Origin of the sequence: Pseudomonas sp. NBRC 111119, from assembly GCF_001320125.1 — a bacterium.
Taxonomy (GTDB): Bacteria; Pseudomonadota; Gammaproteobacteria; order Pseudomonadales; family Pseudomonadaceae; genus Aquipseudomonas; species Aquipseudomonas parafulva.
This window is the reverse complement of the sequence record NZ_BCAV01000005.1, coordinates 133,129-157,428: the sequence shown is the minus strand read 5'-3', so window position 1 is coordinate 157,428 and position 24,300 is coordinate 133,129. Positions and strand designations below refer to the sequence as shown.

Here is a 24,300-nt window from a genome sequence, read left to right as displayed (position 1 = left end):
ATGCGCCATGCAAAATTCCCCTGAAAACCCGATGCTAGCGGCCGTCGTCGACGATCTGGCCACCCGTGGCTGGTCCCAGCAGGCGCTGTTTTTACCCGGCGACCTGGTGCGGGCGCTTGCGAGCGAGTGCCGGCGGCGTAATGCCGAAGGTGAGCTGAACCCTGCAGGCGTAGGGCGCGGCGCCTCCCAGGAGGTGCGTGAAGCCATCCGCGGCGACCAGATCCAGTGGGTCGACCCGGGCCAGGCCGATGCCTGCGACCAGTACCTGGCTGCGATGGACCAATTGCGCCTGGCGATCAACCAGGGCTTGTTCCTCGGCCTGGAAGACTTCGAATGCCATTTTGCGCTGTATCCGCCGGGTGCGTTCTACCGCCGCCATCTGGACCGTTTTCGCGACGATGACCGGCGTACGGTGTCGGCAGTGCTGTACCTCAACGAAGGTTGGCAGCCCGAGGACGGCGGCCAGTTGCGCATGTTCCTGGCCCAGGGCGTTGAGCATGATGTCGAGCCTGTGGCCGGCTGCCTGGTGGTATTTCTGTCGGGCGATGTGCCCCATGAGGTACTGCCGGCAGGCCGCGAGCGGTTGTCGTTGACCGGCTGGTTCAGGCGACGCGGCAATGACCCGTTCTGAATTGCCCAAGGTGCTGGTGAGCGCCTGCCTGCTCGGCCAGCCTGTGCGTTATGACGGGCGTGCCAGCGGCCACCCTGACCTGTTGCAGCGTTGGCAGGCAGAGGGGCGAGTGGTGCCGTTGTGCCCAGAAGTGGCTGGCGGTTTGCCCACGCCGCGGCCCGCTGCCGAAATCCCCGGCGGGCAGGGCACGCAGGTGCTCGATGGCCAGGCGCAGGTGGTGACGCTGCTGGGGGAGGATGTAACCGCCGCGTTTCTCGCAGGTGCACACCAGGCATTGGCGCTGGTGCAACGGCATGGCATTCAGGTGGCGGTGCTGAAGGCCGGTAGCCCATCGTGCGGCAACCTGCTGACGTACGATGGGTCCTTCAGTGGGGTGAAGGTAGCCGGGCAGGGGGTGACTGCTGCCCTGTTGCGGCGGGCCGGGGTGCAGGTGTTCAGCGAGCTGGAGCTGCCGGAGGCGGAGCGGGCACTGGGGTGTGGGCTATCGCGCGGTGCGCCCCGCCGCTGACCGGGGCGGCTGCCGCTCAGGGGCTTGGGCTAAACCATTTTTGCTCGAGCTCGGCGGTGCGGCCGCTGTCCTTGAGGCGCTGCAGGGCGTTGTTGAGCGCGCTTTCGAACGCGGGGTTGTCTTGCTGGAAGGGGATCACCAGCTTCTGCTCGCCGCCGAATGACTGGCTGGCGTCAAGCGGGCTATCGGCCTTTGGGGCCTCGCTGGCAGGCGTGAGCGCTACGTCGTACTTGCCGCTTTCCACACCTGGGATCACGTCCGGTGCCGGGGCTTCGATGAACTCGGCGCGCAGGTCCAGCTCTGTAGCCAGTGCCTGGCCGAACTCGATGTCGAAACCGGTCAGGTGGTCGTCCTGCTTGAAGGCATACGGCGAGTTGTCGGCTTGCACGGCAATACGCAGTTCACCGCGGTCGGCGATTTCGTCCAGCAGCTCTGCCTGAGCCAGTGGGCTGATCAGTACTGCCAGCAGTACTCCTATGGTCGAACGCATGCTTGCCCCTTTCTTTCAGCTAAATGAGTACCTGTCGTCACGGCTTTCTTCCTCGCCGTGATCGAGCGCAGCCTATGACATTGAAGTCTCGGCGATGTTTGACCGCAGGCCAAAATTTTCTGCACAGGCAGGTATGTCGCAGACGGGTTACCGTCACCCTCAGCCGTGGCAAATCCGGCCTCTGAAGTCGCGAAAATCAAGCGCTAAAGCAAAAGCCCAGGTTGCTTGACTGACGGGTGTCAGCAACCTGGGCTTTGCTTGCCGCGGGGGCAGCTTACTTAGAACAGCACGCGGGAGCGGATGGTGCCCTTGACCTGTTGCAGTTTTTCTTGCGCCAGGTCGGAGTATTCAGCGTCGACGTCGATCACCACATAACCCACTTTCTCGTTGGTTTGCAGGAACTGACCGGAGATGTTGATGCCGTTCTCGGCAAACACCTTGTTGATCTCGCTGAGCACGCCCGGGATGTTCTCGTGGATGTGCAGCAGACGGTGTTTGCCAGGGTGCGCCGGCAGGGCCACTTCAGGGAAGTTGACCGAGGATACGGACGTACCGTTGTCGCTGTACTTGACCAGCTTCTCGGCGACTTCCAGGCCGATGTTGGCCTGGGCTTCTGCGGTGGAGCCACCGATGTGCGGGGTGAGGATGACGTTGTCCAGGCCGCGCAGCGGGCTTTCGAACTCTTCATCGTTGGAGCGCGGCTCTACCGGGAACACGTCGATGGCGGCGCCGATCAGGTGCTTGTCCTTGATCGCGGCGGCCAGGTGGTCCAGCTCTACGACGGTGCCGCGGGCGGCGTTGATCAGGATCGAGCCCTTCTTCATCGCGCGGATTTCCTTCTCGCCGATCATCCACTGGGTGGAGGGCAGCTCAGGTACGTGCAGCGACACGATGTCGGCCAGGCCCAGCAGTTCGTGCAGGCTGGTGACCTGTACTGCGTTACCCAGCGGCAGCTTGGTCAGCGGGTCGAAGAAATAGACCTGCATGCCAACGCTTTCGGCCAGTACCGACAGCTGAGTGCCGATGGAGCCATAGCCGACGATGCCCAGCTTCTTGCCACGGATCTCGAAGGAGTTGGCCGCGCTCTTGATCCAGCCGCCACGGTGGCAGGATGCGTTTTTTTCCGGGATGCCGCGCAGCAGCAGGATGGCCTCGGCCAGCACCAGCTCGGCCACCGAGCGGGTGTTGGAGTACGGGGCGTTGAATACCGCGATACCGCGCTGGCGCGCAGCTTCCAGGTCGACCTGGTTGGTACCGATGCAGAAGCAGCCAACGGCGACCAGTTTCTTGGCGCAGTCGAAGATTTCTTCAGTCAGTTGGGTGCGTGAGCGGATACCGATGAAATGGGCATCGGCGATCTTTTCCTTCAGTTCGGCTTCGGGCAGCGAACCGGTGAGGTATTCGATGTTGGTGTAGCCGGCAGCCTTGAGGGTATCGACCGCATTCTGGTGTACACCTTCAAGAAGAAGGAACCGGATCTTGCTCTTTTCAAGAGAAGTCTTGCTCATCTGCGTAAACCTGTATCCCGAAGAAAAATGGCGAGAGGCAGCCCCGCTGGGGCGGCCCTAGCATGAACAGAAGGAGCGCTATGCTAGCATACGCGACACACTCTGAGCTTATCCCGACAGGTGAAGTGTGCTCAGGGTGACCATGAATAAGTCGAGAGTTCAGGCGATGATCCAGCGCGCTTCACTAGATGAGCTGATGACCCTTGTCGACCCTGGCAAGGTGCTGACCGACGCGGCCTCCCTGGAGGCCTACGGCAAGGATTGGACCAAGCATTATCCGCCTGCGCCCAGCGCCATCGTGCTGCCCAGAACGGTCGAGCAGGTGCAGGCCATCGTGCGCTGGGCCAATGCCCACAAGGTGGCGCTGGTGCCCTCTGGCGGGCGCACCGGGTTGTCTGCGGGTGCGGTTGCCGCCAAGGGTGAAGTGGTGGTGGCGTTCGACTACATGAACCAGATTCTGGGTTTCGATGCCTTCGACCGCACCGTGGTCTGCCAGCCTGGGGTGATTACCCGGCAATTGCAGGCCTATGCCGAAGAGCAGGGCCTGTATTACCCGGTTGACTTCGCCTCCAGTGGTTCCAGCCAGGTCGGTGGCAATATCGGCACCAATGCCGGCGGCATCAAGGTGATTCGCTACGGCATGACCCGCAACTGGGTGGCCGGGCTGAAGGTGGTCACCGGTACTGGCGAGCTGCTGGAACTGAACAAAGGCCTGGTCAAGAACGCCACCGGCTACGACCTGCGTCACCTGTTCATCGGTGCCGAGGGTACCTTGGGGTTCGTGGTGGAGGCCACCATGCGCCTGGACCGCGCGCCGCGCAACCTCACCGCCATGGTGCTGGGCACGCCTGACTTCGACTCGATCATGCCGGTGCTGCACGCGTTTCAGGGCAAGCTGGACCTGACGGCGTTCGAGTTTTTCTCCGATAAGGGCCTGGCCAGGATACTCGCGCGTGGCGATGTGCCTGCGCCGTTCGACACGCCTTGCCCGTTCTATGCATTGCTGGAGTTCGAGGCCAGCACCGAGCAGGTGGCCGATGAAGCCCTGGCCACGTTCGAGCATTGCGTGGCGCAGGGCTGGGTGCTGGACGGGGTCATGAGCCAGAGCGAAACGCAGCTGAAGAACCTGTGGAAGCTGCGCGAGTACCTGTCCGAAACCATTTCCCACTGGACCCCTTACAAGAACGATATTTCGGTAACCGTATCGAAGGTGCCGGCCTTTCTGCGCGATATCGATGCCGTCGTGCAGGCCCATTACCCCGACTATGAGGTGGTGTGGTACGGCCATATCGGGGATGGCAACCTGCACCTGAACATCCTCAAGCCCGAGCACATGAGCAAGGACGCGTTTTTTGCCTCATGCGCCCGGGTCAACAAATGGGTGTTCGAGATCGTCGAGCGCTACGGCGGTTCCATTTCCGCCGAGCACGGCGTCGGCATGACCAAGCGTGACTACCTGGGCTACAGCAGGTCGCCGGAAGAGATCGCCTGCATGAAGGCAATAAAGGCTGTGTTCGACCCTAACGGCATCATGAATCCGGGTAAGATCTTCGCATCTGAATAAAAAGCAGTATCCAGAGGAGTCGGCCATGAGTTACCAGCACCAGTACGTAGACGGCACGCGCATCCACTTCCCGCTGGGCAAGGTGGTGTGCATCGGTCGCAACTACGCCGAGCATGCCAAGGAACTGGACAACCCCATTCCGACCGAGCCGTTGCTGTTCATCAAGCCCGGCAGTTGCGTGGTGCCGGCCGAGGGCGGTTTCAAGATCCCGGCCGATCGGGGCTCGGTGCACTACGAAGTGGAAATTGCCGTGCTGCTGGGCAAGTCGCTGTCCACCCGGCCAACCCCGGAGGAAGTGCTGGACGCCATTTCCGGTTACGCCCCGGCACTGGACCTTACCCTGCGTGACCTGCAGGCCAAGCTCAAGGAAAAAGGCCTGCCCTGGGAGCTCGCCAAGTGCTTCGACGGCGCCTGCGTGTTGCCGCCCTTCGTGTCTGCCTCCAGCTTCGAGGACACCACGGCCATCCCCGTACGCCTGACGGTGAACGGTGAAGTGCGCCAGGATGGCAGCAGCGCCATGATGCTCAACCCCATCGTGCCCATGATCCAGCACATGGCCGCACAGTTCTCGTTGCAGGCCGGGGATGTGATCCTGACCGGCACGCCGGCTGGGGTAGGGCCATTCATTGCGGGTGACGAGGTGGTACTGGAGCTGCCAGGCGTCAGCCGTTTCGAAAGCCGCGTACTCTGACCTGGGCGAAGCCCCACCGCGGCGGCGGTGGGGTTTTGTTTACCGATTTTTTCACACCCTATCTGGATAATGCGCTGATCCCCGCCCATCACACAGGATCCTGCTCGCATGCCCTCTTCAGCCACGGCCCCGGCGGCCCCGATGCGACGCTTCTACCTGCGCTGGCCTTTCGCCCTAGCCGTGGTGGCGGCAATCGCTTATGGCGTGGCATTTCTCATGCACTGGGATGACCGCGGCATGCTGTGGGTCAAGGAGCACTTCGAGACCACTGCCGAACGCGGCGAAAGCGTCTGGTTACCGGACTACAAAGTGGAAATCGACGCGAAACCCCTTCCGGGCATGGCAGATGACGAAGCGTCAGATCTCGCCTTCAACCCCAGTACGCGCACGCTGTTTTCCGTCATGGGCAAAAAGCCAATTTTGACCGAGTTGAACCTCGACGGTGATGTACTGCGCAACATCCCGCTCAAGGGCTGGGCCAACCCTGAAGGTGTCACGGTGATGGAGGGCGGCTACATGGCCATCACCGATGAGCGTCTGCATGACCTGACTGTCGTCAAAGTGGATGCGAGCACCACGGAGTTGAACCACGCCGATTTCCAGAGCCATGACCTGGGCCTTTCTGAAAATGGCAACAAGGGTTTCGAGGCCGTGGTCTGGGACCCTCGGCGCAAACGCCTGGTGATCGGCGAAGAGCGCCCGCCGCGGCTTTATGAATGGAGCAGCAACGGGCAAAGCCTGCTGAGTGGCAACAAGACGGCGTTGCCCACCGACCCGCTGGACCTGCGCAACCTCTCGGCACTGGGCATCGACCCGCGCACCGGGCACTTGCTGGCGCTCTCCGCCGACTCGCACATGCTGCTGGAGCTGAACCACAAGGGCGAAAAGATCAGTTTCATGACCTTGTTAGGTGGGTTCAACGGCCTGCAAAAAACCATCCCCCGTGCCGAAGGGGTGGCCATGGATGACCAGGGCACCCTGTACATCATCAGCGAACCCGCGCTGTTCTACCGGTTCAAGAAAGGCTGAACGCGTGCTCGGCGATGGATAATTGAATGATGGCATTAAGCTTTATTTCAGTTGTCTGTGCTTAAATTCGCCATCCTTCGTCGAGCCTGCCCGCATGCCCCGCTACTTGCGTTTGTCGTTGATCCCCGTGGCCCTGTGCCTGCTCGTGCTCGGTTGGGCAGGGCAGGAGCTGCGTCTTTTCGAGCGCGCCTGGTTCAACCTCAAGGCCTGGTGGCACCCTGCCGAACAGGGCATCGGCCTGGACCGTTACCGGGTAGCGGTGGAAGCCCGGCCGGTGGAGGGGCTGGACGACGACCTTTCGGCGCTGACCTATGACCCGGACCGCAAAACCCTGTTTACCGTCACCAATGCCCGTTCCGAACTGATTGAGTTGTCGCTCGAGGGGCGCATTCTGCGCCGCGTGCCGCTGACCGGCTTTGGTGACCCTGAGGCGGTCGAGTACGTGGGGCCCAACAGCTACGTCATCACCGATGAACGCCAGCAACGGCTGATCCGTGTGCGGCTGCAGGATGACACCCCGTTCCTGGACGCGGCCGATGCCGAGCAGCTTACCTTGGGCATTGGCCTGAATGGCAACAAGGGCTTCGAAGGGCTGGCCTACGATTCTGCCGGCAAGCGCCTGTTCGTGGCCAAGGAGCGGGACCCGATGCTGATCTACGAGGTGCACGGGTTCCCCCACGACAACCCGCAGCAGCCTTATGCCGTGAACGTGGTGCAGGACAGCAAGCGCGATGCGCGGCTGTTTGTACGCGACCTGTCGAGCTTGCAGTTCGATGAGCGCAGCGGGCACCTGCTGGCGCTGTCGGACGAGTCGCGCCTGCTGCTGGAACTGGATGTACAAGGCAAGCCGCTGAGCACCCTGTCTTTACGCAAGGGTGCCCATGGGCTGAAGGCGACGGTGCCGCAGGCGGAGGGCGTGGCGATGGACGACGCCGGCACCCTTTATATGGTCAGTGAGCCGAACCTGTTCTACGTGTTCAAGCTGCCGGCCCCATGAGCCGGCGGGGCCCCACCCAGGCTTATTCGGCTTTCAGGCTCTTCACGCCATCGGCGGTGCCCAGCAGCAGCAGGTCTGCCGGGCGAGCGGCGAACAGGCCATTGGTTACCACGCCGACAATGGCATTGATCTGTGCTTCCAGCTCGACCGGGTTGGTGATCTGCAGGTTGTGCACATCGAGGATCACGTTGCCGTTGTCGGTGACCACACCTTCACGGTACACCGGGTCGCCGCCCAGCTTTACCAGCTGGCGCGCCACGTGGCTGCGGGCCATGGGGATGACCTCGACCGGCAGCGGGAAAGCGCCCAGCACAGGCACCAGCTTGCTGCCGTCGGCGATACAGATAAAGGTTTTGGCGACCGCCGCGACGATTTTCTCGCGGGTCAGGGCTGCGCCACCGCCCTTGATCAGGTTCAGGTGCTCGTCGCTTTCGTCGGCGCCGTCCACGTAGAACTCCAGCTCGCTGACGCTGTTCAGCTCGAATACCGGAATGCCGTGGCCCTTCAGGCGCTGCGCGGTAGCCTCGGAGCTGGCGACGGCGCCATCGAAGGCGGCCTTGTGCTGGGCCAGGGCGTCGATGAAGAAGTTGGCGGTGGAGCCGGTCCCGACGCCGACAACGCTCTTTTCATCCAGCTTGGGCAGAATGAAGTCGACAGCGGCCTGGGCGACGGCCTGTTTGAGTTGGTCCTGGGTCATGCGGGCTCCGAAATGGGGCAGGGCGTTTTCAAAGGGGCCTAGTATAACGGCTTGCAGGGCTTTGCTGTGGTCGCCCGACGTAGCGCTGGGGTAGACTTCCAGGCCTTGTCCCGCGGCCCAGTGATGCTTTCCAGATGCTCGAACAGTACGTCAAGAAGATCCTCACCTCGCGCGTCTATGACGTTGCCGTCGAAACCCCGTTGCAGCCTGCCGGGCAGCTCAGCGCACGCCTGGGTAACCAGATCCTGCTCAAGCGCGAAGACCTGCAGCCGGTGTTCTCGTTCAAGATCCGCGGGGCCTACAACAAGCTGGCGCAACTGACCCCGCAGGAGCTGGCCCGGGGCGTTGTCACGGCATCGGCTGGCAACCACGCTCAGGGCCTGGCACTGGCGGCGCGGGAAATGGGCATCAAGGCAACCATCGTGATGCCCAAGACCACCCCCGAGATCAAGATCGAGGGCGTGCGCTCGCGGGGCGGCAAGGTGGTGCTGCACGGCGACTCCTTCCCCGAGGCGCTGGCCTACTCGCTGAAACTGGTCGACGAGAAGGGCTTCGTCTACATCCACCCTTACGATGACCCGCACACCATTGCCGGGCAGGGCACCGTGGCCATGGAAATCCTGCGCCAGCACCCTGGCCGTCTGGATGCCATCTTCGTGCCTGTGGGCGGCGGGGGCCTGATTGCCGGCATCGCCGCCTACGTGAAGTACCTGCGCCCCGACATCAAGGTGATCGGCGTGGAACCGGACGACTCCAACTGCCTGCAGGCGGCGATGGCTGCCGGTGAGCGGGTGGTGCTGCCGCAGGTGGGCTTGTTCGCCGATGGCGTGGCGGTGGCGCAGATCGGCCAGCATACCTTCGATATCTGCCGTCACCACGTGGACGAAGTGGTCACCGTCAGCACCGATGAAATTTGCGCGGCCATCAAGGATATCTACGACGATACCCGCTCCATCACCGAGCCTGCCGGGGCACTGGGTGTGGCCGGTATCAAGCGCTACGTGGAAATGTATGGCGTGACGGGCCACACCCTGGTGGCCATCGACTCAGGCGCCAACGTCAATTTCGACCGCCTGCGCCATGTGGCCGAACGTGCCGAGCTGGGTGAAAAGCGCGAGGCCATCATCGCCGTGACCATCCCGGAGCGGCCAGGCAGCTTCAAGGCGTTCTGCGAAGCGATCGGTAAGCGGCAGATCACCGAATTCAACTACCGCAAGCATACCTCCGACGAAGCCCACATCTTCGTCGGCGTGCAAACCCACCCGGAAAACGACCCACGTGCTGCCCTGGTGCAGCAACTGGTGGACCAGGGCTTCCCGGTGACCGACCTTACCGATAACGAACTGGCCAAGTTGCACATCCGCCACATGGTCGGCGGCCATTCGGCGGGCGCCAGCGACGAAATGGTACTGCGTTTCGAGTTCCCGGAGCGGCCAGGCGCGCTGTTCAACTTCCTCGACAAGCTGGGTGGGCGCTGGAACATCTCCATGTTCCACTACCGCAACCACGGGGCGGCAGACGGGCGCGTGGTGGCGGGGCTGCAGGTGCCGGAAGAGGAACGTCACCTGGTGCCTGCGGCGCTGGCCAAGATCGGCTACCCCTACTGGGACGAAACCGAAAACCCGGCCTACAAGCTGTTCCTGGGCTGAACGGCTAAGCTTGGGCGTGCACCGCAGGCCAAAGGACACATGAGATGGAACACCTGACCACCCTCAAGACGCTCCATGTGATCGCCACCGTGCTCCTGCTGCTGGGGGCCGCAGGGCTTGCCTTGTGGACCCTGCGTGCTTACCGAAAGGGCGACCCACAGCCCTGGGCCAGGTTGTTGCAGCGCCCGCTGATCTTCGTCTGGCTGGTCATGGCCGTGTGCCTGGTCAGCATGCCGTTCACCGGCTGGTGGCTGGTGCACCTGGTTGGCTGGCCGCTGGGGCAGACCTGGCTGCTGGCCTCGAGCGTACTGTATACCTTGGGCGCTTTTGCCGCAGCCTGGCTGTTGCTGCGTCTGAACCGCCTGCGCAAGGCGCAGGCCGTGGGTTTGCGCTACACCTTGGCGCTGTCGCTGTTCAGCGGGCTGTGCTTCCTGTCCATCGCCGGGCTGATGGGCGCCAAGCCGGTCTGAACGGTACCTGTGAGGCAACTGGGCAGGTTGGCAAGCACCCAGGCCGGCTATCCCGCAGCCCTTGCTGCATATAAGCCGGGCAGGCGCGTTGCTGCGCTCGCAGGCTTTGTGGAACAATGCGGTGACATGCGTTTGCGAGGTTGCTGCCGTGATCGACCCGGATGGTTTTCGCCCCAATGTAGGGATCATTCTTACGAATGATTCCGGGCAGGTGTTATGGGCTCGCCGGATCAACCAGGATGCCTGGCAATTTCCCCAGGGTGGTATCAACCCTGACGAGACGCCGGAAGATGCCCTGTACCGCGAGCTGAACGAAGAAGTTGGCCTTGAACGCGACGATGTAGAAATTCTTGCCTGCACCCGTGGCTGGTTGCGTTATCGTTTACCCCAGCGGCTGGTGCGTACCCACAGCCAGCCCCTGTGCATCGGCCAGAAACAGAAGTGGTTCCTGCTGCGGCTGATCAGCAATGAACAGCGGGTGCGCATGGACCTGACCGGCAAGCCGGAGTTCGACGGCTGGCGCTGGGTGAGTTACTGGTACCCGCTGGGGCAGGTTGTGACATTCAAGCGCGAGGTTTACCGCCGCGCCCTGAAAGAGCTAGCACCGCGTCTTCTGACGCGCGACTGACGACGGAGTTCGACCCCGAGCCATGCTCAATACGCTGCGCAAGATCGTCCAGGAAGTGAACTCCGCCAAAGATCTCAAGTCGGCGTTGGGGATCATTGTCTTGCGTGTCAAGGAAGCCATGGGCAGCCAGGTCTGCTCGGTTTACCTGCTCGACCCGGAAACCAACCGCTTCGTGCTGATGGCGACCGAAGGCCTCAACAAGCGCTCCATCGGCAAGGTCAGCATGGCGCCCAACGAGGGCCTGGTGGGCCTGGTGGGCACCCGGGAAGAGCCGCTCAACCTGGAAAACGCCGCTGCCCACCCGCGCTACCGCTACTTTGCCGAAACCGGCGAAGAGAAATTCGCATCGTTCCTTGGCGCCCCCATCATCCACCACCGCCGTGTGGTGGGGGTACTGGTCATCCAGCAGAAAGAGCGGCGCCAGTTCGACGAAGGTGAGGAAGCCTTCCTGGTCACCATGAGTGCCCAGCTGGCGGGGGTAATCGCCCACGCCGAAGCCACTGGCTCCATCCGCGGCCTCGGCCGACAGGGCAAGGGCATCCAGGAAGCGCGCTTCGTCGGCGTACCGGGCTCGCCGGGTGCTGCCGTGGGGCGTGCCGTGGTCATGTTGCCGCCCGCCGACCTGGAAGTGGTGCCGGACAAAACCGTCGAAGACATCGACGCTGAACTGGCCCTGTTCCACAACGCCCTCGAGGGCGTGCGTGCCGACATGCGCAAGCTTTCCGCCAAGCTGGCCACCCAGCTGCGCCCCGAAGAGCGGGCGCTGTTCGATGTGTACCTGATGATGCTCGAGGACGCGGCCCTCGGTGGCGAGGTGCGCGATGTGATCCGCACCGGCCAGTGGGCCCAGGGCGCCCTGCGCCAGGTGGTGGGCGAGCACGTCAACCGCTTCGAGCTGATGGACGATGACTACCTGCGTGAGCGTGCCTCTGACGTCAAGGACCTGGGGCGGCGGCTGCTGGCCTACCTGCAACAGGCGCGTTCGCAGTCGCTGGTGTATGCCGACAACACCATCCTGGTGAGTGAAGAGCTGACCCCGGCCATGCTGGGGGAAGTGCCAGAAGGCAAGCTGGTGGGCCTGGTTTCGGTACTGGGCTCGGGCAACTCCCACGTGGCGATTTTGGCCCGGGCCATGGGTATCCCCACGGTGATGGGCCTGGTCGACCTGCCGTACTCCAAGGTCGACGGCATCGAGCTGATCGTCGACGGTTACAAGGGCGAGGTGTACACCAACCCCAGCGAGGTGCTGCGCAAGCAGTACAGCGATGTGGTGGAGGAGGAGCGCCAGCTGGCCAAGGGCTTGGACGCGCTGCGTGAGTTGCCGTGCGTGACCCCGGACGGCCACCGCATGCCGTTGTGGGTGAACACTGGCCTACTGGCGGACGTGGCGCGCGCGCAGCAGCGCGGCGCCGAAGGGGTAGGCCTGTACCGCACCGAAGTGCCGTTCATGATCAACCAGCGCTTCCCCAGCGAGAAAGAGCAGCTGGCGATCTACCGTGAGCAATTGGCGGCGTTCCACCCGCTGCCGGTCACCATGCGTACGCTCGACATCGGCGGCGACAAGGCGCTTTCGTACTTTCCGATCAAGGAAGACAACCCCTTCCTGGGCTGGCGCGGCATCCGCGTCACCCTCGACCACCCGGAAATCTTCCTGGTCCAGACCCGGGCCATGCTCAAGGCCAGCGAGGGCCTGAACAACCTGCGTATCCTGCTGCCGATGATCTCGGGCATCCACGAGCTGGAAGAGGCCTTGCACCTGATCCACCGCGCCTGGGGCGAAGTGCGTGACGAAGGCACTGACGTGCCGATGCCACCGGTGGGGGTGATGGTTGAAATCCCGGCCGCGGTGTACCAGACCAAAGAGCTTGCGCGGCAGGTGGACTTCCTGTCGGTGGGTTCCAACGACCTTACCCAGTACCTGCTGGCGGTGGACCGCAACAACCCGCGTGTGGCGGATTTGTACGACTACCTGCACCCGGCGGTGCTGCAGGCGCTCAGTACCGTGGTGCGTGACGCACATGGTGAAGGCAAGCCCGTGAGCATCTGCGGCGAAATGGCCGGTGACCCGGCTGCGGCGATCCTGTTGATGGCCATGGGGTTCGACAGCCTGTCGATGAACGCCACCAACCTGCCGAAGGTGAAGTGGATGCTGCGCCAGGTCGACATGGTCAAGGCCAGGGAGCTGCTGGCCGAGGCAATGAGCCACGACAACCCGCAGGTTATCCACAGCTCGTTGCAACTGGCCCTGAAAAACCTGGGGCTGGCGCGGATGATCGGGCCTGGGGCTGACAAGACCTTGTGATGTGCCACCGCGCCATGCGCCAAGGCGTTCGCGCGGCCCCCTCACACGTCCAACACCACCTCACCCAAATGCCCCCCAAAGGGCCCGAAACTACGCTCCACCATCCGCCGCCTGCCCTCGGCATCCATAATCAGCACTGTACTCGCCCGGGTGCCGTAGTTCTGGCTGGCGATGAATACGCTGGACAGCAACCTCTCTGTTGCCACCCCCACGCCTGTCTCCGGTAATTCGCTGTCAGCAGCAGGCTGGTTATCCGCCAGCAATGCCAGCAGCACATCCGGCCCTGCTGTTTCCAAAAGATTTTCCAGCCGGCTGCGTGCCTTCACCAACTTTGGCCACGGAGTATCCAGGCCTGCATTGGAAAGCCCGTAGACCCCAGCCCCCAGCAGGCGCGGTGCAGCCTCCCTGGCGTTCACATAGCCCAGCCGCTGCCCATCACCTACCAACAGGTTGAACCCGGAATACTGGCCGCTACGGCCGGCCACCTCGTCCAGGTAGGCCTCAACCCCCAGCTCACCCTGCAGGTAAGCCGCTACCAGCTCGCCCCGCGAGCGTGGGCCAAGGGGCTGGCCGGGGTCACGAATGTTGGTCAGCGCTGCGAACCGCCCCCGGGGGCCCACACCCAACCAGGTTCCACCCGCTTCCAGGTCGCGGCCGGCATGCACGCCGGGGGCATCACCCCATGGGGCAAGGGCCTGGGTAGGGCGGGCATAGAACTCATCGCGGTTGCCCGCCACGATCAGCGGCAGGGCATGCCCTGGCCGCCAGGCGAATACGATCAGGCACATGAGCCCGGCCTCCCTGTTTTCTGCCACTTTACCCAGGGTAACAGTGCAGATCCATTGTGATGCAGAGTTCACTAGAGCGCCAAGGCCGGCTTCCGTTACCATGCCGGATTGATTTTTCGGGGGATGCCGAGTGGAATTCGTGCTCTATCTGCTATTGGGTGCATGCGCCGGGGTACTGGCCGGGCTGTTCGGCGTGGGGGGCGGGATCATCATCGTGCCCGTGCTGGTGTTCAGCTTCACCTTGCAGGGCTTCGATGCCTCGGTGCTGACACATCTGGCGGTCGGCACCTCACTGGCAACCATCGTCTTCACCTCGATCAACGCCGTGCTCGAACACCACCGCAAGCGCGCGGTGCAGTGGCCGATCTTCGCCTGGATGACTTTGGGTATCCTGCTGGGCGCCGGTATCGGCGCCAAGACTGCGTCGTTGATCCAGGGGCCGATGCTGCAGAAGATCATCGGCGTATTCGCCCTGGTCATCGCTGTGCAGATGGCGCTGGACCTCAAGCCCAAGGCCAGCCGTGGTATCCCTGGCAAGCCTGGGCTGATCGCGGCCGGTGGCGTCATTGGCTGGGCCTCCGCCATCTTTGGCATCGGTGGGGGCTCACTGACCGTGCCGTTCCTCACCTGGCGCAGCCTGCCGATGCAGCAGGCGGTTGCCACATCCTCGGCCTGCGGCCTGCCCATTGCCGTGGCCAGTGCGCTCAGTTTCATGGTGTTGGGCTGGCACGAGTCAAACCTGCCGCCCAACAGCGTAGGGTATGTGTACCTGCCGGCACTGGTGGGTATCGCAGTCACCAGCATGTTTTTCGCACGTTTTGGCGCGCGCCTGGCTCATAGGCTGTCGCCACGCCTGCTCAAGCGCCTGTTTGCGGCACTGCTGTTCAGTGTCGGCCTGAGTTTTTTGATTTGAACCAAGAGGAAGTTACATGCTGCCTTACCCGCAGATAGACCCCGTGGCGGTGGCCCTGGGGCCATTGAAGATTCACTGGTACGGGCTGATGTACCTGGTTGGTATCGGCGGCGCCTGGCTGCTCGCCACGCGGCGCCTGAACCGCTTCGATCCCACCTGGACCCGGGAAAAGCTCTCCGACCTGGTGTTCTGGCTGTCGATGGGGGTAATTGTCGGTGGGCGGCTGGGCTATGTATTGTTCTACGACCTGCACGCCTATCTGTCCAACCCCACCCTGATCCTTGAGGTGTGGAAGGGCGGCATGTCGTTCCACGGCGGCTTCATCGGCGTGATGCTGGCGGCGCTGTGGTTCGGCAAGCGCAACAACAAGTCGTTCTTCGAACTGATGGATTTCGTTGCCCCACTGGTACCCATCGGCCTGGGCGCAGGGCGCATTGGCAACTTCATCAACGCCGAGCTGTGGGGCAAGCCTACCGACGTGCCTTGGGCGATGATCTTCCCGCCGTTCAGCGACCCGGCGCAGCTGCCGCGCCACCCGTCGCAGCTGTATCAGTTCGCGCTGGAAGGCGTGGCGCTGTTCGCCATTCTCTGGCTGTTCTCGCGCAAGCCACGGCCAACCATGGCGGTGTCTGGCATGTTCGCCTTGTTCTACGGCATCTTCCGCTTCATCGTGGAGTTCGTACGTGTGCCGGACGCCCAGCTGGGCTACATCGCCTGGGGTTGGCTGACCATGGGTCAGATTCTCTGCGTGCCCATGATCCTGGCTGGCATTGGCCTGATCTGGTGGGCTTATAATCGCAAGCCCACGGCGACACCCGCCTGATTAATCCCACGGCAGGGGCGATCCCCCTGCCGTATTTGCTACAGGTAAGCCATGAAACAGTATCTGGACCTGGTCCGCGACGTCATCGACAACGGCACGCTGCAGGAAAACCGCACCGGCATCCGTACCATCAGCCTGCCGGGTGCCATGCTGCGCTTCGACCTGCAAAAAGGCTTCCCCGCCATCACCACCCGCAAGCTGGCGTTCAAGTCGGCCATCGGTGAAATGGTCGGGTTCTTGCGCGGCGTACGTAACGCGGGTGAATTCCGTGAACTGGGTTGCAAGGTCTGGGACCAGAACGCCAACGAAAATGCCCAGTGGCTGGCCAACCCGTTCCGCCAGGGGCATGACGACCTGGGCGAGATCTACGGCGTGCAATGGCGCCAATGGCCGGGCTACAAACGCATCCCGCTGAGCAATTCGGCGGCCATCGAGAAAGCCGAGCTGGCAGGTTTTCGCCGCATTGCCCAGGACGAAGAAAACGGTGTGGCGTTTGTCATCCTGTACAAGGCCATCGATCAGGTGCGTCAGTGCCTGGACACCATCGCCAACGACCCGGGCAGCCGGCGCATCCTGTTCCACGGCTGGAACTGCGCCCAGCTGGATGAAATGGCGCTGCCGCCGTGCCACCTGCTGTACCAGTTCCACCCTAACGTCGAAACCCGCGAGATTTCCCTGACGTTGTACATCCGCTCCAACGACTTGGGCCTGGGCACACCGTTCAACCTGACCGAGGGCGCGGCGTTGCTGTCGCTGTTCGGCCGACTGACCGGTTACACCCCGCGCTGGTTCACGTATTTCATTGGCGACGCCCATGTGTATGAAAACCACCTGGACATGCTCAACGAGCAGCTCAAGCGTGAGCCGCTGGAGGCGCCCAAGCTGGTGATCAGCGACCGCGTGCCGGCGTTTGCCGAGACTGGCAAGTACGAGCCGCAATGGCTGGAGCAGATCGAGCCGGGTGATTTCTGGCTGGAAGGGTACGAGCACCATCCGCCGATGACAGCGCCGATGGCGGTCTAGCGTACAGAATCAGTGGCCGTGGCTTCGGCCGACATGTGAATGCTCCACATCGGGCACTGAAACCGCGCCATTGGTCTCCAGCTGCTGCAAGATGGCGCATTCTGCCCCCTGCCTGTTACAGCGGCGGCGCAGGTCCACCAGTTGCTCCTGCAACGCTACCAGGCCGTCGATGCGTGCCTGGACGTGCTCGATATGCTCGTCGATCAGCGCGTTCACGCTGCCACAGGAGGCCTGTGGGCTGTCGCGCAGTTGCAGCAGGCTGCGTATTTCTTCCAGGGTCATGTCGAGCGTGCGGCAGTTGCGGATGAACGTCAGGCGTTCCACGTGGGCCTGGGTGTATAGCCGGTAATTGCCATCGGTGCGGGCGGGCTCCGGCAACAGTTGCTCGCGCTCGTAATAGCGGATGGTTTCTACCGCACACTCGGTTGCCTTGGCCAGTTCGCCGATTTTCATCACTCATCCCCCATAATGGCTTGCCCCTATAGTGGCTACAGGGTGTTCACTTGGCAACAGGCCATTTAAGGACACCCCATGAACAAGCCTGTCAGCCACGACCACACGCATGATCACGACCATGGCGATCACGCCCATAGCCATGCCAGGCACAACCATGCCCCGCATGCGCACGCTTGCTGTGGCTCGCAAGCGGCGCCGGCCCTGGTACAGCTGACCGACAAGGCCAGCGACCAGGCGCAACTGAGCCGTTTCCGCATCGATGCCATGGACTGCCCGACCGAGCAGACGCTTATCCAAGACAAGCTGGGCCGCCTGGCCGGCATCGAGCAACTGGAGTTCAACCTCATCAACCGCGTGCTGGGTGTGCGTCATACCTTGCAGGGCACCGCCGAGATCGAGCGGGCCATCGACAGCCTGGGTATGAAAGCCGAGCCGCTGGGCGACGAGGACGACGGCGCTGCCACTGCCGCCCAGCCGGTGAAGAGCCGCTGGTGGCCATTGGCGTTGTCAGGCGTGGCGGCGATTGCCGCCGAAATCGTGCACTTTGCTCAACTGGCCCCGCAATGGGTAGTGGCGGCATTGGCACTGGCGGCCATTCTGGGGTGCGGCCTTGGCACCTACAAAAAGGGCTGGATCGCCCTGAAAAACCGCAACCTCAACATCAACGCCCTGATGAGCATTGCCGTGACCGGCGCGTTGTTGATCGGCCAGTGGCCTGAAGCTGCCATGGTGATGGTGCTGTTCACCGTCGCCGAGTTGATCGAGGCACGCTCACTGGACCGCGCACGCAATGCCATCAGCGGGTTGATGCAACTGACGCCGGACATGGCCACGGTGCAACAGGCCGACGGCCAGTGGCGTGAGGTTGATGTGCGCGAAGTGGCCATCGGCGCGCTGGTCAGGGTGCGCCCTGGTGAGCGCATCGGCCTGGATGGCGAGGTCACCAGTGGGCAGTCGAGTGTCGACCAGGCGCCGATTACGGGCGAAAGCCTGCCTGTGGAAAAGGCCGTGGGCGACAAGCTGTTCGCCGGCACCATCAACCAGGCCGGGGCGCTGGAGTTCCGCGCCACGGCGGCCGCCGGCCAGTCGACCCTGGCGCGCATCATCAAGGCTGTTGAACAGGCCCAGGGCGCACGGGCGCCTACCCAGCGCTTCGTCGACCGTTTCTCGCGCATCTACACCCCGGTGGTATTTGCCATCGCCCTGGCAGTGGCGATTCTTCCGCCGCTGTTCACGGGTGGCGCCTGGTTCGACTGGATCTACCGTGCGCTGGTGCTGCTGGTGGTGGCCTGCCCCTGTGCCCTGGTGATTTCCACCCCGGTGACCATCGTCAGCGGCCTGGCCGCTGCGGCCCGCAAGGGCATCCTGATCAAGGGTGGCGTGTACCTGGAAGGGGGCCGACACCTGGACTTCCTGGCGCTGGACAAAACCGGCACCATCACCCACGGCAAGCCGGTGCAAACCGACGCCACCGTGCTGCAGCCGCTGTTCGAAGGCCGTGCCCAGGCATTGGCCGCCAGCCTGGGTGGGCGCTCCGACCACCCGGTGTCGCGTGCCATTGCACAGTTTGGCCAGGCACAAGGCGTGGCCACCCAGGAGGTGCAGGACTTTGCCGCACTGGCTGGCCGTGGCGTGCGCGGTACCATCGAGGGCCAGGTGTATCACCTGGGCAATCACCGCCTGGTGGAAGAGCTGGGGTTGTGCTCGCCCGAGCTTGAAGCTCAGTTGGACGTGCTGGAGCGCCAGGGCAAGACCGTGGTGCTGTTACTGGACAGCTCCGGCCCGCTGGCACTGTTCGCGGTGGCCGATACCGTCAAGGAAACCAGCCGTCAGGCCATTGCCGAGCTGCATGAACTGGGCATCAAGACCGTGATGCTGACCGGTGACAACCCACATACTGCCCAGGCCATTGCCGCGGTAGTGGGGATCGACCGTGCCGAGGGTAATCTGCTGCCTGCCGACAAGCTCAAAAGCATCGAAGCGCTGTATGCCGAGGGCCATCGGGTGGGTATGGTCGGTGACGGGATCAATGATGCGCCGGCCCTGGCGCGGGCCGAAGTGGGCTTCGCCATGGCCGCAGCAGGCACCGATACCGCCATCGAAACCGCCGATGTGGCCCTGATGGACGACGATTTGCGCAAGATCCCGGCCTTCATCAGGCTTTCGCGGCAGAGCGCAGCCATCCTCATGCAGAACATCGTGCTGGCATTGGGCATCAAGGCGATCTTCCTGGCCATTACCTTCGCGGGCATGGCCACCATGTGGATGGCTGTGTTTGCCGACATGGGCGTGAGTTTGCTGGTGGTGTTCAACGGCCTGCGTCTGTTGCGCAAGTAGAGGGCACTAGCGGCCTGGGGCGTTAAAGCTGCTGGGCCAGCGCGTCCAGTTGCTCTTGCCGTTGCGGTTGGTTCACTTTCGCCCCCGGGTTGAGGGTGGACCACTGCGGATGGGCACGGGCACTGACCAGCGCCTCTGGCAACTTGCCCTGCCGCCAGGCCTTTTCATCCAGCTCACCCAGAAGAATGCTGTGCTGGGCCGCATGCCCCCGGTTTTCCAGCGCCACCAGCAACTGCTGCTGACGCAGGGCCAATAAGCGCAGCACGGTATCGTCCACCGTCAGCTCACGCTTGCCCTTCAGTTTGCCCATCAGCCGTGAACCATAGCTGCGGGCGGTTTGCAGCGCGCCGCCGGCGATGGCCCCGGCCAACGCTGCAGCACCTAACGTCAGGCCGCCGACCAGCAGGTCGACCCCGGCGCCAGCTGCTGCCCCGGCCGCTACGCCACTGCCCAGGCGCACCCCCAGCAGCTTGAGGGTTTCGGGGTTGAACAGGTCGTCACCCCAGCGCCCATCGAGCAGCGGCAGGTCGTTGGCATGGGCATCCTCGCGGCGAAAGGCATACAGCTTCAACAGGGCCTCGACGCAGCGCTGTTCACGCTGGCGCACATCATCACGTAATGCCCCGATGGCCTGGGCTTCTGCCGCAGGCTCGGCCGCGACGCTGCGCCGGCATGCAGCGCAGTCCAGCAGCAGTTCGGCGATCAGGCGTTTGGCGCTTTGCCGGCGGGCCAAGCGCTGCGCCTGCTGGTCGTCGATCAGCCGCTGCAGGTTGGGGCGGGCGTTTTCCAGCAGCAGGGCCAGGCTTTCGTAGAGGCGCCGCTCACCCTCCTCGGGCGGGGCCACGCTGTCGAACCGCACCAACGCGTGAAGTCCAAGCCTGGCAAGGGCTTCACGCCATTGGGGCTCGCGGTGTTGCTGGCTGGCGACAAAATTGAGCACCGGCAGCAGCGGCTTGCCGCAGCTGGCCAGTACCTCAAGCTCGTCTCGGTACTTGGCCAGCACCGGCTCGCGCGCATCAATGACATACAGCCCGGCATCGCTTGCCAGTAATTGGCGCAGCACCTTGGCCTCCTGTTCGAAACGCTGCCGGGCTTCGCTGCCCTGCAAAAAGCGCTGCAGCCGTGCCGGGCCATCGAGCCGTTCGCCGGGGCGCTCCAGGCGCTCGAGGTAGTCGAGCAGGGCGATGGCATCTTCCAGGCCGGGGGTGTCGTACAGCTCCAGCAGGGGTTCGCCGCCCACCGACAGGCGCGCCCCTTCCACGTGACGGGTGGTGCTGGGGCGGTGCGATACCTCGCCAAAGCCGACGTCGCGGGTAAGCGTGCGCAGCAGAGAGGTCTTGCCGACGTTGGTGTGGCCAACCACGGCCAGTTTAAGTGGCTCAGTCATGGCCAAGCTCCAGCCAGGTCAATGGAGGCGCCTCGCCATGGTGCAGGCCAAGGCGATCAAGGGCTTCGTGCCAATCGCCCAGGCGTTGGGCGTCCACCGTCAGCCCAGGCGTTGCTGGCAGCAGCCAGACCCGCGTGCTACCGGCCGTGCGGGCCAGCTCGGCCAGCAGGGCCAAGCTACCGCGGTCAGGGGAGCGGCTTGGGTCGCAGGCGATGGCCAGGCGCGCCGGGGGGAAGCGGCCCAACTGTTCAAGCAGGTGGTTGCGCGACTCACGGCTGTCGAGCACGCCGGCGTCGGTTACGCCTGCGGGCAGCGCGGGGGGCCAGGGCCGCTGGTCGTCCAGCTCCAGGCCGACCAACAGGCCGCCGCTGCCGTCGCCCGGCATTTTGCCTGCCGTGAACGCCGGCAGGCTTTCAGGGGCGTCGTCCTGCACGCCCATGCGCTCGCTGTGGGGCATCAGTGCCTCGCGCAGTGACGCATAGCCGGGCAGGTTCAGGTCCATCACCAGGCGGCTGCGGCCTTGTCGCCAGCGCCACAGGCACAGCCCGGCCAGCAACAGGCGCGGGAGCAGCCCGAACACCAGCACCACACCCAGCAGCCAACTGGCCCAGGCCTGGCGGGTCAAGGTCAGCGCCGGCAGCGTGTCGCCACTGGCGCGGACCATGGCCGGGTCGGGTACCGCAAAGCCCAGTAGCCCAGGCAGCGCCCCCAGTGCCTGGGTCAGGGAGATGAACGGGTCGGCGGCCAGCAGGGTGGTTTCCCACACAAAGCCGTAGCGCCGGGTGGCAAGCAGTGCCAGCATCACCCCCATGGCGCTGAGCATCGCCACCAGCCACAGGCTGTTGACCAGCAGGCCCAGCACCCAGCGGTTCAGGCGCTGGCGTTGCAACAGCACCAGCAGAGCCGGCGCCAGCTGCGCGGCCTTGGCATCCCTGGCAAAGCGCTCACTCAACCACAGCCAAAACCGGCCAAGCACCGCACCCTGCTCGCCGCTGAGCATGAAGCCAGCGGCCCAGCCCAGCAGCATCAGCAGGTTCAGCCCAAGCAGGCTGCCCAAGGCCCAGAACACGTTCACCGGGCGTTGCCCATCGCCCAGGGCTGCCAGTGCCAAGCCTGCACCACTGAGCACCGCCATCAGCAGCAATGCCAGCAAGGCCAGACGGGCGCCTTGTTTCCAGTGGCGCAGCGCCGTGGTCATGCCGTCGCGGTCTGCCAGCAGCAACGCACGGGTTTCCACCCGGGTCGCCAGCTCGCCGCCTTGCTGGCGGGCGCGGCGGTTGGCTTCCTGGTCTTCCAGCGGGCCGGCGTGTTCCTCGCGCAGGCGTACTGCTTCGGTAAGCCAGCGCTTGTCCAGGGGGGTAAGGGCAGTCACGAAGTCTTCCATTGCACAGGTCTGGGCAGAAGCATAACCCACCCGGCCGGTGCTATTCTCGCTGGCATGAATACATCACTGCCCCTCAGCCTGATCGCGGCGTATGCCGAAAACCGCGTGATAGGTATCGACAACTCCATGCCCTGGCACCTGCCGGGGGACTTCAGGTATTTCAAGGCCACCACCTTGGGCAAGCCGATCATCATGGGCCGCAAGACCTGGGATTCGCTGGGCCGGCCACTGCCAGGGCGGCTGAACATTGTGGTCAGCCGGCAACCGGGCCTGGCGCTGGCTGGCGCCGAAGTGTTCGGTTCGCTGGAGCAGGCGCTGGTGCGTGCCGAGCAGTGGGCGCGTGAGCAGGGCGTCGACGAGCTGATGCTGATCGGCGGTGCGCAGCTGTATGGGCAGGCACTGGAGAAAGGGCTGGTCAGCCGCATGTACCTGACCCGGGTGGCGTTGTCGCCCGAGGGCGACGCCTGGTTCCCGGCGTTCGACCCGCAGCAGTGGGCACTGGTGTCCAGCGAGGCCCAGGTGGAGGAGGGGAAGCCTGGGTATCAGTTTGAGGTGTGGGACAGGGTTTGACAGCCGGCGGTTGAGTGGGGGCCGGCGAGCCCGCCCCCACCTCGGTGAACCTCAGGTATGGCTCAGCTCGGCGTGCTCGTCGTCTGCCAGCACTGCCTTGTCGGTTTCTTTCAGCAACTGGCTGGTCACCACGCCTGCGGTCATCGAACCGTTGACGTTCAATGCCGTGCGCCCCATGTCGATCAGGGGTTCCACCGAAATCAGCAAGGCCACCAGCTCAACCGGTAAGCCCATGGCCGGCAGCACGATCAGTGCGGCGAACGTGGCGCCGCCACCTACGCCTGCCACCCCCGCAGAGCTCAGGGTGACGATGGCCACCAGGGTGGCGATCCACAGTGGGTCGAAGGTGTCGATGCCCACGGCCGGTGCCACCATCACCGCCAGCATGGCCGGGTACAAGCCGGCGCAGCCGTTCTGGCCAATAGTGGTACCGAACGATGCACTGAAGCTGGCAATCGACTGCGGCACACCCAGGCGGCGTGTCTGCGCTTCGATGTTCAGCGGAATACTGGCTGCGCTGGAACGGCTGGTGAAGGCAAAGGTAAGCACCGGCCACACCTTGCGGAAGAAGCGCAGCGGGCTCACGCCGGTCGAGGCCAGGATGATGGCGTGCACCACGAACATCAGCCCCAGGCCCAGGTAGGACACCACCACGAAACTGCCCAGCTTGAGGATGTCTTCCAGGTTGGAGCTGGCTACCACCTTGGCCATCAGCGCCAGCACGCCGTAGGGCGTGAGTTTCATCACCACGCGCACCAGGCGCATTACCCAAGCCTGCAGGGTATCGATGGCCGACAGGGCGCGCTGGCCCTTTTCGGCGTCGTCCTTGATCAGTTGCAACGCTGCCAGGCCGATGAACACCGCAAAGATCACCACGCTGATGATCGACGTCGGTTTGGCCCGTGCCAAATCCCCAACCGGGTTGCTGGGGATAAACGAGAGCAGCAGTTGCGGGATGTTGAGATCGGCGACCTTGCCTGCATAGTCGCTGTGGATAACCTGCATGCGTGCGCTTTCCTGCGCACCGGCCACCAGCCCCTCGGCGCTCAGGCCGAACAGGTTGGTCAACACGATGCCGATCAGTGCAGCGATGGCCGTGGTCAGCAGCAGCGTACCGATGCTGAGCACACTGATGCGCCCCAGGGACGATGCATTGTGAAGGCGCGCTACTGCGCTGAGGATGGAGGCGAAGATCAGCGGCATCACGATCATCTGCAGCAAGCCGACGTAGCCATTGCCGACCAGGTCCAGCCAGCCGATAGTGGCCTTCAGCACCGGGTGGCCGGCACCATAGAGGCTGTGCAGCACCAGGCCGAACGCCACGCCCATTGCCAGGCCCAGCAGTACTTTCTTGGCCAGGCTCCATTGCGTGCGGCGGGTTTGTGCCAGGCCCAGCAACAGGGCCAGGAATGCCAGCAGGTTGAGTGACAGCGGCAGGTTCATTGAAGCTCCAGC

At 63.8% G+C, this 24,300-nt stretch carries 23 protein-coding genes; 15 read left to right on the top strand and 8 right to left on the bottom strand.

Annotated elements, in window-relative coordinates; translation table 11 throughout:
* Window positions 1-7 precede the first annotated feature (7 nt).
* Together APH25_RS01580 and APH25_RS01575 are read left to right on the top strand one after the other, a co-directional pair.
* Window positions 8-631, top strand: a complete 624-nt coding sequence (locus APH25_RS01580) for a 2OG-Fe(II) oxygenase (protein ID WP_060480844.1) — start codon at window positions 8-10, stop codon at window positions 629-631.
* Window positions 618-1,139: a DUF523 domain-containing protein gene (locus APH25_RS01575; protein ID WP_060480843.1), complete on the top strand. Its 522-nt coding sequence runs from the start codon at window positions 618-620 to the stop codon at window positions 1,137-1,139. The genes APH25_RS01580 and APH25_RS01575 overlap by 14 nt, the downstream gene beginning before the upstream one ends.
* A 16-nt stretch (window positions 1,140-1,155) precedes the next feature.
* Here APH25_RS01575 and APH25_RS01570 read toward each other — a convergent pair whose 3' ends face one another.
* Together APH25_RS01570 and serA are read right to left on the bottom strand one after the other, a co-directional pair.
* On the bottom strand, window positions 1,156-1,629 hold the full coding sequence (locus APH25_RS01570; RefSeq protein ID WP_028632096.1) for a transporter substrate-binding domain-containing protein: 474 nt from the start codon (window positions 1,627-1,629) through the stop codon (window positions 1,156-1,158).
* A 278-nt stretch (window positions 1,630-1,907) separates the two neighbouring features.
* A complete protein-coding gene (gene serA, locus APH25_RS01565) occupies window positions 1,908-3,137 on the bottom strand; it encodes a phosphoglycerate dehydrogenase (RefSeq protein ID WP_028632095.1) in 1,230 nt (409 codons plus the stop codon).
* Between the two features lie 166 nt (window positions 3,138-3,303).
* Between serA and APH25_RS01560 the strand changes: the two genes are divergently transcribed.
* The 4 genes from APH25_RS01560 to APH25_RS01545 all read left to right on the top strand — a co-directional run bounded on the left by APH25_RS01560 (window position 3,304) and on the right by APH25_RS01545 (window position 7,418).
* Window positions 3,304-4,701 carry an FAD-binding oxidoreductase gene (locus tag APH25_RS01560; RefSeq protein WP_060480842.1) on the top strand — a complete coding sequence of 466 codons (1,398 nt, stop codon included), beginning with the start codon at window positions 3,304-3,306 and terminating at the stop codon, window positions 4,699-4,701.
* A gap of 25 nt (window positions 4,702-4,726) precedes the next feature.
* Window positions 4,727-5,392, top strand: a complete 666-nt coding sequence (locus APH25_RS01555) for a fumarylacetoacetate hydrolase family protein (protein ID WP_060480841.1) — start codon at window positions 4,727-4,729, stop codon at window positions 5,390-5,392.
* A gap of 108 nt (window positions 5,393-5,500) precedes the next feature.
* Complete coding sequence (locus APH25_RS01550) at window positions 5,501-6,421, top strand: SdiA-regulated domain-containing protein (RefSeq protein ID WP_060480840.1); 921 nt, start codon at window positions 5,501-5,503, stop codon at window positions 6,419-6,421.
* Window positions 6,422-6,515: 94 nt separating this feature from the next.
* Window positions 6,516-7,418, top strand: coding sequence for an SdiA-regulated domain-containing protein (locus APH25_RS01545; RefSeq protein ID WP_028632091.1), 903 nt, complete (start codon window positions 6,516-6,518; stop codon window positions 7,416-7,418).
* Window positions 7,419-7,440: 22 nt separating this feature from the next.
* Here the strand turns inward: APH25_RS01545 and rpiA are convergent, their stop codons facing one another.
* Window positions 7,441-8,115, bottom strand: coding sequence for a ribose-5-phosphate isomerase RpiA (gene rpiA, locus APH25_RS01540; RefSeq protein WP_028632090.1), 675 nt, complete (start codon window positions 8,113-8,115; stop codon window positions 7,441-7,443).
* 134 nt (window positions 8,116-8,249) lie between these two features.
* Between rpiA and ilvA the strand changes: the two genes are divergently transcribed.
* The 4 genes from ilvA (at window position 8,250) to ptsP (ending at window position 13,164) form a co-directional block, all read left to right on the top strand.
* Complete coding sequence (ilvA, locus tag APH25_RS01535; protein WP_060480839.1) at window positions 8,250-9,764, top strand: threonine ammonia-lyase, biosynthetic; 1,515 nt, start codon at window positions 8,250-8,252, stop codon at window positions 9,762-9,764.
* A gap of 44 nt (window positions 9,765-9,808) precedes the next feature.
* A complete protein-coding gene (locus tag APH25_RS01530) occupies window positions 9,809-10,234 on the top strand; it encodes a DUF2269 family protein (RefSeq protein WP_060480838.1) in 426 nt (141 codons plus the stop codon).
* A gap of 148 nt (window positions 10,235-10,382) precedes the next feature.
* Entirely contained in the window at window positions 10,383-10,862 is a 480-nt protein-coding gene (locus APH25_RS01525; protein ID WP_028632087.1) for an RNA pyrophosphohydrolase, read from the top strand.
* Between the two features lie 22 nt (window positions 10,863-10,884).
* Window positions 10,885-13,164 carry a phosphoenolpyruvate--protein phosphotransferase gene (gene ptsP / locus APH25_RS01520; protein WP_028632086.1) on the top strand — a complete coding sequence of 760 codons (2,280 nt, stop codon included), beginning with the start codon at window positions 10,885-10,887 and terminating at the stop codon, window positions 13,162-13,164.
* Between the two features lie 41 nt (window positions 13,165-13,205).
* On the opposite strand, the gene APH25_RS01515 is transcribed toward ptsP, so the two are convergent.
* The gene (locus APH25_RS01515; RefSeq protein ID WP_060480837.1) at window positions 13,206-13,952 is read right to left on the bottom strand and encodes an NRDE family protein; all 747 of its coding nucleotides are present in this window, start codon (window positions 13,950-13,952) and stop codon (window positions 13,206-13,208) included.
* A 130-nt stretch (window positions 13,953-14,082) separates the two neighbouring features.
* Between APH25_RS01515 and APH25_RS01510 the strand changes: the two genes are divergently transcribed.
* Genes APH25_RS01510 through APH25_RS01500 form a run of 3 tightly spaced genes read left to right on the top strand, consistent with a single transcriptional unit; the run spans window position 14,083 to window position 16,711 of the window.
* Window positions 14,083-14,865 (top strand): sulfite exporter TauE/SafE family protein, encoded by a 783-nt coding sequence (locus APH25_RS01510; protein ID WP_060480836.1) that lies wholly within the window; start codon window positions 14,083-14,085, stop codon window positions 14,863-14,865.
* Between the two features lie 16 nt (window positions 14,866-14,881).
* Entirely contained in the window at window positions 14,882-15,688 is an 807-nt protein-coding gene (gene lgt, locus APH25_RS01505) for a prolipoprotein diacylglyceryl transferase (RefSeq protein WP_028632083.1), read from the top strand.
* A 51-nt stretch (window positions 15,689-15,739) separates the two neighbouring features.
* The gene (locus tag APH25_RS01500; RefSeq protein WP_060480835.1) at window positions 15,740-16,711 is read left to right on the top strand and encodes a thymidylate synthase; all 972 of its coding nucleotides are present in this window, start codon (window positions 15,740-15,742) and stop codon (window positions 16,709-16,711) included.
* A 9-nt stretch (window positions 16,712-16,720) separates the two neighbouring features.
* Here the strand turns inward: APH25_RS01500 and cadR are convergent, their stop codons facing one another.
* Complete coding sequence (cadR, locus tag APH25_RS01495) at window positions 16,721-17,164, bottom strand: cadmium resistance transcriptional regulator CadR (protein ID WP_028632081.1); 444 nt, start codon at window positions 17,162-17,164, stop codon at window positions 16,721-16,723.
* 78 nt (window positions 17,165-17,242) lie between these two features.
* Here cadR and APH25_RS01490 point away from each other — a divergent pair, with 78 nt between their 5' ends.
* Window positions 17,243-19,504 carry a heavy metal translocating P-type ATPase gene (locus tag APH25_RS01490; protein ID WP_060480834.1) on the top strand — a complete coding sequence of 754 codons (2,262 nt, stop codon included), beginning with the start codon at window positions 17,243-17,245 and terminating at the stop codon, window positions 19,502-19,504.
* Window positions 19,505-19,526: 22 nt separating this feature from the next.
* Here the strand turns inward: APH25_RS01490 and APH25_RS01485 are convergent, their stop codons facing one another.
* Both APH25_RS01485 and APH25_RS01480 read right to left on the bottom strand, forming a co-directional pair.
* Window positions 19,527-20,891 carry a GTPase/DUF3482 domain-containing protein gene (locus APH25_RS01485; RefSeq protein WP_060480833.1) on the bottom strand — a complete coding sequence of 455 codons (1,365 nt, stop codon included), beginning with the start codon at window positions 20,889-20,891 and terminating at the stop codon, window positions 19,527-19,529.
* Window positions 20,884-22,275 carry a DUF2868 domain-containing protein gene (locus APH25_RS01480; protein WP_060480832.1) on the bottom strand — a complete coding sequence of 464 codons (1,392 nt, stop codon included), beginning with the start codon at window positions 22,273-22,275 and terminating at the stop codon, window positions 20,884-20,886. The genes APH25_RS01485 and APH25_RS01480 overlap by 8 nt, the downstream gene beginning before the upstream one ends.
* Window positions 22,276-22,329: 54 nt before the next feature.
* Between APH25_RS01480 and APH25_RS01475 the strand changes: the two genes are divergently transcribed.
* A complete protein-coding gene (locus tag APH25_RS01475) occupies window positions 22,330-22,845 on the top strand; it encodes a dihydrofolate reductase (protein WP_028632077.1) in 516 nt (171 codons plus the stop codon).
* 51 nt (window positions 22,846-22,896) lie between these two features.
* Here the strand turns inward: APH25_RS01475 and APH25_RS01470 are convergent, their stop codons facing one another.
* Window positions 22,897-24,288 carry an L-cystine transporter gene (locus APH25_RS01470; protein ID WP_060480831.1) on the bottom strand — a complete coding sequence of 464 codons (1,392 nt, stop codon included), beginning with the start codon at window positions 24,286-24,288 and terminating at the stop codon, window positions 22,897-22,899.
* Window positions 24,289-24,300 lie beyond the last annotated feature (12 nt).

Excerpts from the sequence above, each read along its gene's own strand:
- APH25_RS01580 (WP_060480844.1), top strand. The coding sequence starts at position 8 with ATGCAAAATTCCCCTGAAAACCCGATGCTAGCGGCCGTCGTCGACGAT.
- APH25_RS01575 (WP_060480843.1), top strand. The coding sequence starts at position 618 with ATGACCCGTTCTGAATTGCCCAAGGTGCTGGTGAGCGCCTGCCTGCTC.
- APH25_RS01570 (WP_028632096.1), bottom strand. The coding sequence starts at position 1,629 with ATGCGTTCGACCATAGGAGTACTGCTGGCAGTACTGATCAGCCCACTG.
- serA (WP_028632095.1), bottom strand. The coding sequence starts at position 3,137 with ATGAGCAAGACTTCTCTTGAAAAGAGCAAGATCCGGTTCCTTCTTCTT.
- APH25_RS01560 (WP_060480842.1), top strand. The coding sequence starts at position 3,304 with ATGATCCAGCGCGCTTCACTAGATGAGCTGATGACCCTTGTCGACCCT.
- APH25_RS01555 (WP_060480841.1), top strand. The coding sequence starts at position 4,727 with ATGAGTTACCAGCACCAGTACGTAGACGGCACGCGCATCCACTTCCCG.
- APH25_RS01550 (WP_060480840.1), top strand. The coding sequence starts at position 5,501 with ATGCCCTCTTCAGCCACGGCCCCGGCGGCCCCGATGCGACGCTTCTAC.
- APH25_RS01545 (WP_028632091.1), top strand. The coding sequence starts at position 6,516 with ATGCCCCGCTACTTGCGTTTGTCGTTGATCCCCGTGGCCCTGTGCCTG.
- rpiA (WP_028632090.1), bottom strand. The coding sequence starts at position 8,115 with ATGACCCAGGACCAACTCAAACAGGCCGTCGCCCAGGCCGCTGTCGAC.
- ilvA (WP_060480839.1), top strand. The coding sequence starts at position 8,250 with ATGCTCGAACAGTACGTCAAGAAGATCCTCACCTCGCGCGTCTATGAC.
- APH25_RS01530 (WP_060480838.1), top strand. The coding sequence starts at position 9,809 with ATGGAACACCTGACCACCCTCAAGACGCTCCATGTGATCGCCACCGTG.
- ptsP (WP_028632086.1), top strand. The coding sequence starts at position 10,885 with ATGCTCAATACGCTGCGCAAGATCGTCCAGGAAGTGAACTCCGCCAAA.
- APH25_RS01515 (WP_060480837.1), bottom strand. The coding sequence starts at position 13,952 with ATGTGCCTGATCGTATTCGCCTGGCGGCCAGGGCATGCCCTGCCGCTG.
- lgt (WP_028632083.1), top strand. The coding sequence starts at position 14,882 with ATGCTGCCTTACCCGCAGATAGACCCCGTGGCGGTGGCCCTGGGGCCA.
- APH25_RS01500 (WP_060480835.1), top strand. The coding sequence starts at position 15,740 with ATGAAACAGTATCTGGACCTGGTCCGCGACGTCATCGACAACGGCACG.
- cadR (WP_028632081.1), bottom strand. The coding sequence starts at position 17,164 with ATGAAAATCGGCGAACTGGCCAAGGCAACCGAGTGTGCGGTAGAAACC.
- APH25_RS01490 (WP_060480834.1), top strand. The coding sequence starts at position 17,243 with ATGAACAAGCCTGTCAGCCACGACCACACGCATGATCACGACCATGGC.
- APH25_RS01485 (WP_060480833.1), bottom strand. The coding sequence starts at position 20,891 with ATGACTGAGCCACTTAAACTGGCCGTGGTTGGCCACACCAACGTCGGC.
- APH25_RS01480 (WP_060480832.1), bottom strand. The coding sequence starts at position 22,275 with ATGGAAGACTTCGTGACTGCCCTTACCCCCCTGGACAAGCGCTGGCTT.
- APH25_RS01475 (WP_028632077.1), top strand. The coding sequence starts at position 22,330 with ATGAATACATCACTGCCCCTCAGCCTGATCGCGGCGTATGCCGAAAAC.
- APH25_RS01470 (WP_060480831.1), bottom strand. The coding sequence starts at position 24,288 with ATGAACCTGCCGCTGTCACTCAACCTGCTGGCATTCCTGGCCCTGTTG.